The organism is Phytobacter sp. RSE-02 (assembly GCF_040578655.1).
Taxonomy (GTDB): Bacteria; Pseudomonadota; Gammaproteobacteria; order Enterobacterales; family Enterobacteriaceae; genus Phytobacter; species Phytobacter diazotrophicus.
On record NZ_JBEULY010000014.1, the window covers coordinates 88,733 to 95,864 of the forward strand.

General features: G+C 50.1%; 6 protein-coding genes and 1 pseudogene. 5 read left to right on the forward strand and 2 right to left on the reverse strand.

Translation table 11 applies throughout. The features are described 5' to 3' along the window. Window positions 1-249: 249 nt before the first annotated feature. Window positions 250-1,503 carry an enolase C-terminal domain-like protein gene (locus ABU190_RS22510; protein ID WP_039077147.1) on the reverse strand — a complete coding sequence of 418 codons (1,254 nt, stop codon included), beginning with the start codon at window positions 1,501-1,503 and terminating at the stop codon, window positions 250-252. Window positions 1,504-1,840: 337 nt separating this feature from the next. On the opposite strand from ABU190_RS22510, the gene ABU190_RS22515 reads away from it, so the two are divergent. The 4 genes from ABU190_RS22515 to ABU190_RS22530 all read left to right on the forward strand — a co-directional run bounded on the left by ABU190_RS22515 (window position 1,841) and on the right by ABU190_RS22530 (window position 5,919). Continuing rightward, complete coding sequence (locus tag ABU190_RS22515; RefSeq protein ID WP_354692449.1) at window positions 1,841-2,608, forward strand: SDR family oxidoreductase; 768 nt, start codon at window positions 1,841-1,843, stop codon at window positions 2,606-2,608. A gap of 82 nt (window positions 2,609-2,690) precedes the next feature. Continuing rightward, window positions 2,691-4,052 (forward strand): MFS transporter, encoded by a 1,362-nt coding sequence (locus ABU190_RS22520; protein WP_079498535.1) that lies wholly within the window; start codon window positions 2,691-2,693, stop codon window positions 4,050-4,052. After that, complete coding sequence (gene idnD, locus ABU190_RS22525; RefSeq protein ID WP_354692450.1) at window positions 4,021-5,112, forward strand: L-idonate 5-dehydrogenase; 1,092 nt, start codon at window positions 4,021-4,023, stop codon at window positions 5,110-5,112. Before ABU190_RS22520 ends, idnD begins: the two co-directional genes overlap by 32 nt. A gap of 90 nt (window positions 5,113-5,202) precedes the next feature. Further along, entirely contained in the window at window positions 5,203-5,919 is a 717-nt protein-coding gene (locus ABU190_RS22530; RefSeq protein ID WP_354692451.1) for a FadR/GntR family transcriptional regulator, read from the forward strand. A gap of 37 nt (window positions 5,920-5,956) precedes the next feature. Here the strand turns inward: ABU190_RS22530 and ABU190_RS22535 are convergent, their stop codons facing one another. Continuing rightward, on the reverse strand, window positions 5,957-6,382 hold the full coding sequence (locus ABU190_RS22535; RefSeq protein WP_354692452.1) for a hypothetical protein: 426 nt from the start codon (window positions 6,380-6,382) through the stop codon (window positions 5,957-5,959). A 266-nt stretch (window positions 6,383-6,648) separates the two neighbouring features. Here ABU190_RS22535 and gudD point away from each other — a divergent pair. Further along, window positions 6,649-7,132, forward strand: a pseudogene (gene gudD, locus ABU190_RS22540) (glucarate dehydratase); the annotation flags it as partial.

The window sequence follows — 7,132 nt, forward strand, 5'->3', positions numbered from 1 at the left end:
TAAGTTTCTTCTATTTATATACGGCGTTTATTAAAGTGGCGATTATTCCGTTTTTAATAGGCAAACAAGGGAGATTGAAGGACTTATTTTAAAAAGGTGGCGTAAGAAAATTCCCATGTCGGGAATAATGATAAGGGAAATGTGATGGAGAAAGTGCCGGACATCAAACACAGTTTATAGAACTGATGGACAGGGACAGCAGCCAGGAGAGGGTATTAAGCCCGACAGTGTGTGCCGGGCGGCTGTCATTTACGGTCTTGAAGACGTACCGTCAGGGGTACGCGCCATTGTCCAGGACGGAATTCCCCCCTCACATGGATATTTCGCCGCTTTGGCTTCGTCAATGTCGATACCCAGACCCGGCTTGTCGTTCAGGTAGGCATAGCCGTGATCGATCTCCGGACATCCCGGGAAGACATCACGCAACGCGTCGTTCATTGGGGTGTATTCCTGAATACCAAAGTTCGGCGAGCTCAAATCAAGGTGCATGTTGGCGCAAACCCCGACCGGAGAAATGTCGCCCGGCCCATGCCATGCGGTACGCACACCGTTCAGTTCACTGTAGACGGCGAGCTTCTTCGCTGGCGTAATGCCGCCGATGGTGCTCACGTGGCAGCGAATGTAATCGATCAATTTGTTATCGATAAGCGGTTTCCACTCATTCACATTCACAAACAACTCACCCATCGAAATGGGGGTAGAAGACTGTTGGCGCAGCATTTTCAGCCAGTCAATGTTTTCCGGCGCCACCGGATCTTCAAGGTAAAAGAGCTGATACTGTTCGAGCGTTTTGGCCAGATTAATGGCGGTCACCGGGGTCACGCGTTCATGCACGTCATGAATAAATTCGATACCAAAACCGAGCTTGTTACGCAGGTGATCGAACAGCCGTGGAACGCTTTTCGCGTAGGCATCCGGATCAAAATAGATACCGGGCGTTTTGCTGCGCGGCGAACGCTTCGGCTGAATGTTCTTCGCGCGAGCCAATTGCGTGGCGATCAGTTTGAGGTCATCGGTCCCCGCGCCGCCATACATCCCCATCTGGCAGCGAACATACTGGTAGCCCTCTTCCATTCTGGCGCGGATGTTATCTTCCACTTCCACTTCATCGCCACCGTCGGTGTGACAATACAGTGGGATCCCATCACGGCATTTTCCGCCCAGCAGATCATAAACCGGCATCCCAGCCAGCTTACCTTTGATATCCCACAACGCCATGTCCACACCGGACAACGCATTGTTCATAACAGGGCCATTGCGCCAGTAGCCGCTCACCGCGCCCGATTGCCAGATATCCTCAATACGCGTTGGATCTTTGCCAATCAGGAATGGCGCCATGTACTCATCGATCGCGCTTTTTACCGCGAAGATACGTTGGGTAAATGTTGCACATCCCAACCCATATAGCCCCGGCTCGTTGGTCTCAACCTTAACAACCGCCAAATCAATGCCACCTGGCGCCGTCAGAATCGTTTTCACGTTGGTGATTTTCAGATTACTCACTTTCACTCCTCAACTCAGCGAATTTACCGCATGTCATACCGTTGTGGACGACATGACGCATATTTGTAAGTTGTCCTACAACCTGGCATTGTTATATCACGCTTCTTTTACAGAGGAAGATTGTGAGTTCCATTCTGTGACAGCGATCAAATCGCATTTAGCAGAACGCAAATATATAATTTAAATTCAATTGCTTAAATTCATTCAAACGATCGTCATACGGAACTGTTTGTGATCCTTGTTGCAAATTTATAGGTGAACTGTTGATTTTATCAGGGTGAAAATTCAACCTCTAAAAAGACAGTCGTCATACAAATTAAACGAGAGAGGAAACAACATGACCGCTTTATTTGATTTAACCGGGAAAACGGCACTGGTAACGGGCTCTGCGCGTGGACTGGGCTTTGCCTACGCAGAGGGCCTTGCCGCTGCGGGCGCGCGGGTTATCCTCAATGATATTCGCGACACGCTGCTTGCCGAATCCGTGGATACGCTGACAAGCAAAGGCTACGACGCACACGGTGTGGCTTTCGACGTCACCGATGAACAGGCCATTGAGGCAGCTTTTAGCAAGCTCGATGCAGAAGGGATCAGCGTTGATATTCTGATCAATAATGCCGGTATTCAGTACCGCAAACCGATGGTCGAACTGGAACTGGCAAACTGGCAAAAGGTGATCGACACCAACCTCACCAGCGCTTTTCTGGTCTCCCGCGCAGCAGCAAAACGGATGATTGCGCGCAACAGCGGCGGTAAAATCATTAATATCGGTTCGCTCACCAGCCAGGCGGCCCGCCCTACCGTTGCCCCGTACACGGCGGCAAAAGGTGGCATCAAAATGCTCACCTGCTCGATGGCCGCAGAATGGGCGCAGTTTAATATCCAGACCAATGCCATTGGGCCCGGCTACATCCTTACCGACATGAACACCGCGCTTATCGAAGACAAGCAGTTCGACAGTTGGGTGAAAAGCAGCAACCCTTCTCAGCGTTGGGGGCGTCCGGAAGAGCTCATCGGCACCGCCGTCTTCTTATCATCCAAAGCATCAGATTATATCAACGGGCAAATTATTTACGTCGATGGTGGCTGGCTCGCAGTGTTATAAGCCGCCCGTACTCTACCTACTCGCCTTTAAAATTGACGGCATGTGTTCACCCGATGCATGCCGATATAACACAGGTATTATTATGAAGGCTTCAAGACAACGACTCTTTATTCTCACATTGCTGTTTATTGTGACTGCAATTAATTATATGGATCGCGCCAACCTTGCCGTTGCTGGTTCGAATATCCAGAATGATTTCAGTCTGACGCCAACACAACTGGGATTGCTTTTCTCCATGTTTACCTGGGCCTATGCTGCCAGTCAAATCCCGGTCGGCTATGTCCTTGATCGCATTGGTTCTCGTATTCTTTACGGAGGTGCGATTATTCTTTGGAGTATTTTTACTTTTATGATGGGGTTCGCCTCACACCATTTATTCGCAACGGCAACCGCTTCATTTGCGATGCTTCTGGCCTGCCGTGCATTAATTGGTGTTGCCGAAGCGCCCTCCTTTCCCTCTAACACAAAAATCATCGCCACCTGGTTCCCGGACCATGAGCGTGCGCGTGCAACCGCAATTTATTCCAGTGCGCAATATCTTGGTCTCGCACTGCTGACCCCTGCCCTCGCCTTTATTGTGGCTAGCTACGGTTGGGAAATGTCGTTTTATCTGTCCGGTGGCGCAGGGATTCTGTTTGGCATCTACTGGCTTATGTATTATCGCGATCCACAGCACAGCACTGCTGTGAACCAGGCCGAACTGGATTACATCAAAGCGGGCGGTGGCTATGGCTCAGCCAACCAGTCTGCGGTTAGCGAGAAAATTAGCTGGCAAGACATTAAATTCTTCCTCAGTAAAAAAACGATTTGGGGTCTGTTCATCACCCAGTTTGCCTGCTCGTCTACGCTCTATTTTTTCCTGACCTGGTTTATTGTTTACCTCGAAAAAGGGCTGCACCTCTCTATTTCCAAAGCCGGTATTGGTGCCATGCTGCCCTATATTATGGCGATGTTTGGCGTGCTCTGTGGCGGTACGTTAAGCGACATGCTACTGAAAAAAGGAAAATCCCGAACACTGGCACGGAAATTACCCGTTATGGCTGGCCTGTGCGTCACCATGATTATTGGCCTGGTGAACTTCTTTGAAAACCAGCCGGTTATTGCAATTGTGATTCTTTCGGTCGCGTTCTTCGCTAACGCTTTCTCAAACCTGGGTTGGGTAGTCTGGAGCGATGTGATTCCCCGTAATTTCCTCGGCACCATGGGAGGATTTTTAAATATTTGCGGCAACCTTTCTGGGATTGTTAGCCCAATTGTTATTGGGGTTATTCTCCAGCGCACGCAAAACTTCCAGTATGCCATGTGGTATATCGCAGGCGTCGCCGGGCTGGGCTTATTAGCCTACATCTTCCTGGTGGGCAAAATTGAAGTCATTCTGCCTGAAAAAAAGAATGCCAACACCGTGGATAAGAATGCCATTAATCCGGCAACTGCCAACAAATAATGAGGTCATTATCAAAATGGAAAAAATAACCTGTAACGCTTGTCTGGCCCATGCGGAAAAAGACATACGCTTTGAATCACGTGAAATCGAACACGGTGAACATGACGTAGTCGTTAAGGTCGCCTGTGGCGGTATCTGTGGCTCTGATATTCACTACTATCAGCATGGACGGGCGGGAATGTCTGTCCTCAAACATCCGATGGTGATTGGCCATGAGTTTGTCGGCGTAATTAGCAAAGTGCCCGCAAACAGCGAATTGAAAGTGGGTCAGACGGTTGCGGTGAACCCGTCTTGCCCCTGCAATCAGTGCGAGATGTGCCTTTCCGGCCATCAAAACCTGTGTGGCTCCATGCGTTTTATGGGCAGCGCGCAGTTTAATCCGCATGTGAATGGCGGCTTTTCTGAATATGTGGTGGTGAAACCGGAGCAATGTATTCCTTACGATAGCCGCGTGCCCGCAAACGTGATGGCCTTTTCGGAACCGCTGGCGGTCGCCATCCATGCAGTAAAAAAGGCGGGCCAGTTAACCGGCAAACGCGTTCTCGTGATTGGCGCAGGTCCCATTGGTTGTCTGATCCTCGCGGCGGCGCGCAGTGCCGGAGCATCTGAACTGGTGGCTTCCGATCTCAGCCCGCGCTGCCTGGAGCTGGCCCGCCAGATGGGGGCCACGGCGGTAATGGATCCGCGCGATGAAGAACAGGTTGTCCGTTATCAGCAGCATAAAGGCTATTTTGACGTTGTGTTTGAGGCCTCCGGCGCGCCGATTGCCGTGGCATCCACCGTCGATTTCACCCGCCCTGCGGGTACGATTGTCCAGGTAGGCATGGGGGCCAGTCCGGTAAGCTGGCCGGTATCGCCGATGCTGGTTAAAGAACTCAACTGGGTCGGTTCATTCCGCTTTATCGGTGAGTTCATCACTGCGGTACGCTGGCTGGAAGATGGGCGCGTCGATCCTCGCCCGCTTATCAGCGCCGAGTTTCCCCCCCAACAAGTTGAAGACGCGTTGATTACCGCCACAGACAAAAATGTCTCTGCTAAAGTACTCATTCGTTTCGATTAACGGTGAGAAGCGCCCGGCCGGGCGCTTTGTTCTTAAAAGTGAATTGTTATACAATAAATCACTTCAGCAACACCTTAACGGATACCCATCTTGAGCATAAAATCCATTCAAAAACAGAATGTTGTAAATGAAATTTATGATCAGATAAGCGCAAAACTGCTGGATGGCAGTTGGGCGCCGGGTAGCCGTTTGCCTTCAGAAGCGGAGCTGACCACTTCATTTAATGTCAGCCGGGTCAGCGTACGCAGCGCGGTTCAGCGCTTTCGCGATCTTGGGATTGTGGTGACACGCCAGGGCAGTGGCAGTTACGTGAGCGAAAATTTCACCCCGCAGATGTTGAGTAACGATCCGCGCCCAATCATGCACCTCAGCCGCGAAGAGTTTCACGATATGATGATTTTCCGTCAGACCGTGGAGTTCAAATGCGTGGAGCTCGCGGTCACACACGCGACTGATGACGACATCTGCCAGCTTGAAGAAGCGCTTAATAATATGCTGATCAACAAGGGCGACTACAAAAAGTACTCGGCAGCGGACTACGAGTTCCATCTTGCGATTGTCAGGGCATCACACAACAGCGTGTTTTATAACGTGATGAACTCTATTAAAGATATCTATTACTACTATCTTGAAGAGCTTAACCGTGCGCTGGGGATCACTCTAGAAAGTGTGGAAGCCCATATCAAAGTTTATATGTCGATCAAAAACCGCGATGCCACCACGGCGGTTGAAGTTCTTAACGAGGCGATGTCAGAAAATATTACTGCTATCGAAAAGATCAAATCGACGGACAGCGCCAAGAAATAGATAAGGTTCACCAGTAGCAGTCGCGAGGTGAAAGGGATTACCGGGTAGAGTCCCGCTCCCCATGTGTACCTGTCCGGGCAACCAGCCTCCCAAAACGAAAAATTCGTGACTCCTTTCGCATTTGTTTTCCAAAATGGCAGCTTTTATAAGCCCTGCTATTTCGGCCATGTACACGGCGGGAAAGCTCTGCTTTCAGATTTTCATCAAGAAGATAACCCAAAGCATCTATGACCATTTGTGAATGATCTGAGGGGCTCACCAGCGCCTGTTTTAACGCAAATGTTACTTTGGCGTTGTATTTCGTGAATACCGTCGCGTTAAACTGGACAAACGACAGAAAAACACCTTTATTCCAGGGTAGAAAAACAGGCAAAAGCACAGCGAAAAAGCGCATAAAAATACCTATAATTTGGTTAATTTGCCGATGTTTTGCGGCAAATTTTATCCCCTCAATCACGTTCATTTTCAGTTATTTCCCTGCCTGCACATGATCATATTTTAATGACACCACACAGTTTTAAAAATAATGTAACCATTTAATAATTAAAGAATTGCTTCATTTTTATTGATTCAATTATTGAATTAATAAAGCACTCATTCAGTCTGTTTTTGTTGGAATGAAAGTCATAGAATCCTGGCAACACGCAATTCAGCGCCACGTTTTATATCCATGGCAGATGACCGTTTATGACGTCGGTATTCGGTTACCATCTATCCGCAGGAGGAATTATGTCAGGCCAGTCTTCAACTCCAGTCGTAACATCCGTCAAAGTGATCCCGGTCGCCGGGCATGACAGCATGCTGATGAACCTGAGCGGTGCGCATGCGCCGTTCTTCACCCGTAACATCGTTATTATCACCGACAACGCCGGCAACACCGGCGTCGGCGAAGTCCCCGGCGGCGAAAAAATCCGCCAGACTCTGGAAGACGCGACGCCGCTGATTGTCGGCAAAACCCTCGGCGCCTACAAAAATGTCCTCAACGAGGTGCGCGGCGCCTTTGCTGACCGCGACGCCGCGGGCCGCGGCCTGCAGACTTTTGACCTGCGCACCACCATCCACGTGGTCACCGCCATTGAAGCCGCCATGCTCGACCTGCTGGGCAAACACCTGGGCGTCAACGTCGCCTCCCTGCTCGGTGACGGCCAGCAGCGCAGCGAAGTGGAAATGCTCGGCTACCTGTTCTTCGTCGGCAACCGTAAGGCGACGCCGC

Excerpts from the sequence above, each read along its gene's own strand:
- idnD (WP_354692450.1), top strand. The coding sequence starts at position 4,021 with ATGCCATTAATCCGGCAACTGCCAACAAATAATGAGGTCATTATCAAA.
- ABU190_RS22520 (WP_079498535.1), top strand. The coding sequence starts at position 2,691 with ATGAAGGCTTCAAGACAACGACTCTTTATTCTCACATTGCTGTTTATT.
- ABU190_RS22515 (WP_354692449.1), top strand. The coding sequence starts at position 1,841 with ATGACCGCTTTATTTGATTTAACCGGGAAAACGGCACTGGTAACGGGC.
- ABU190_RS22535 (WP_354692452.1), bottom strand. The coding sequence starts at position 6,382 with ATGAACGTGATTGAGGGGATAAAATTTGCCGCAAAACATCGGCAAATT.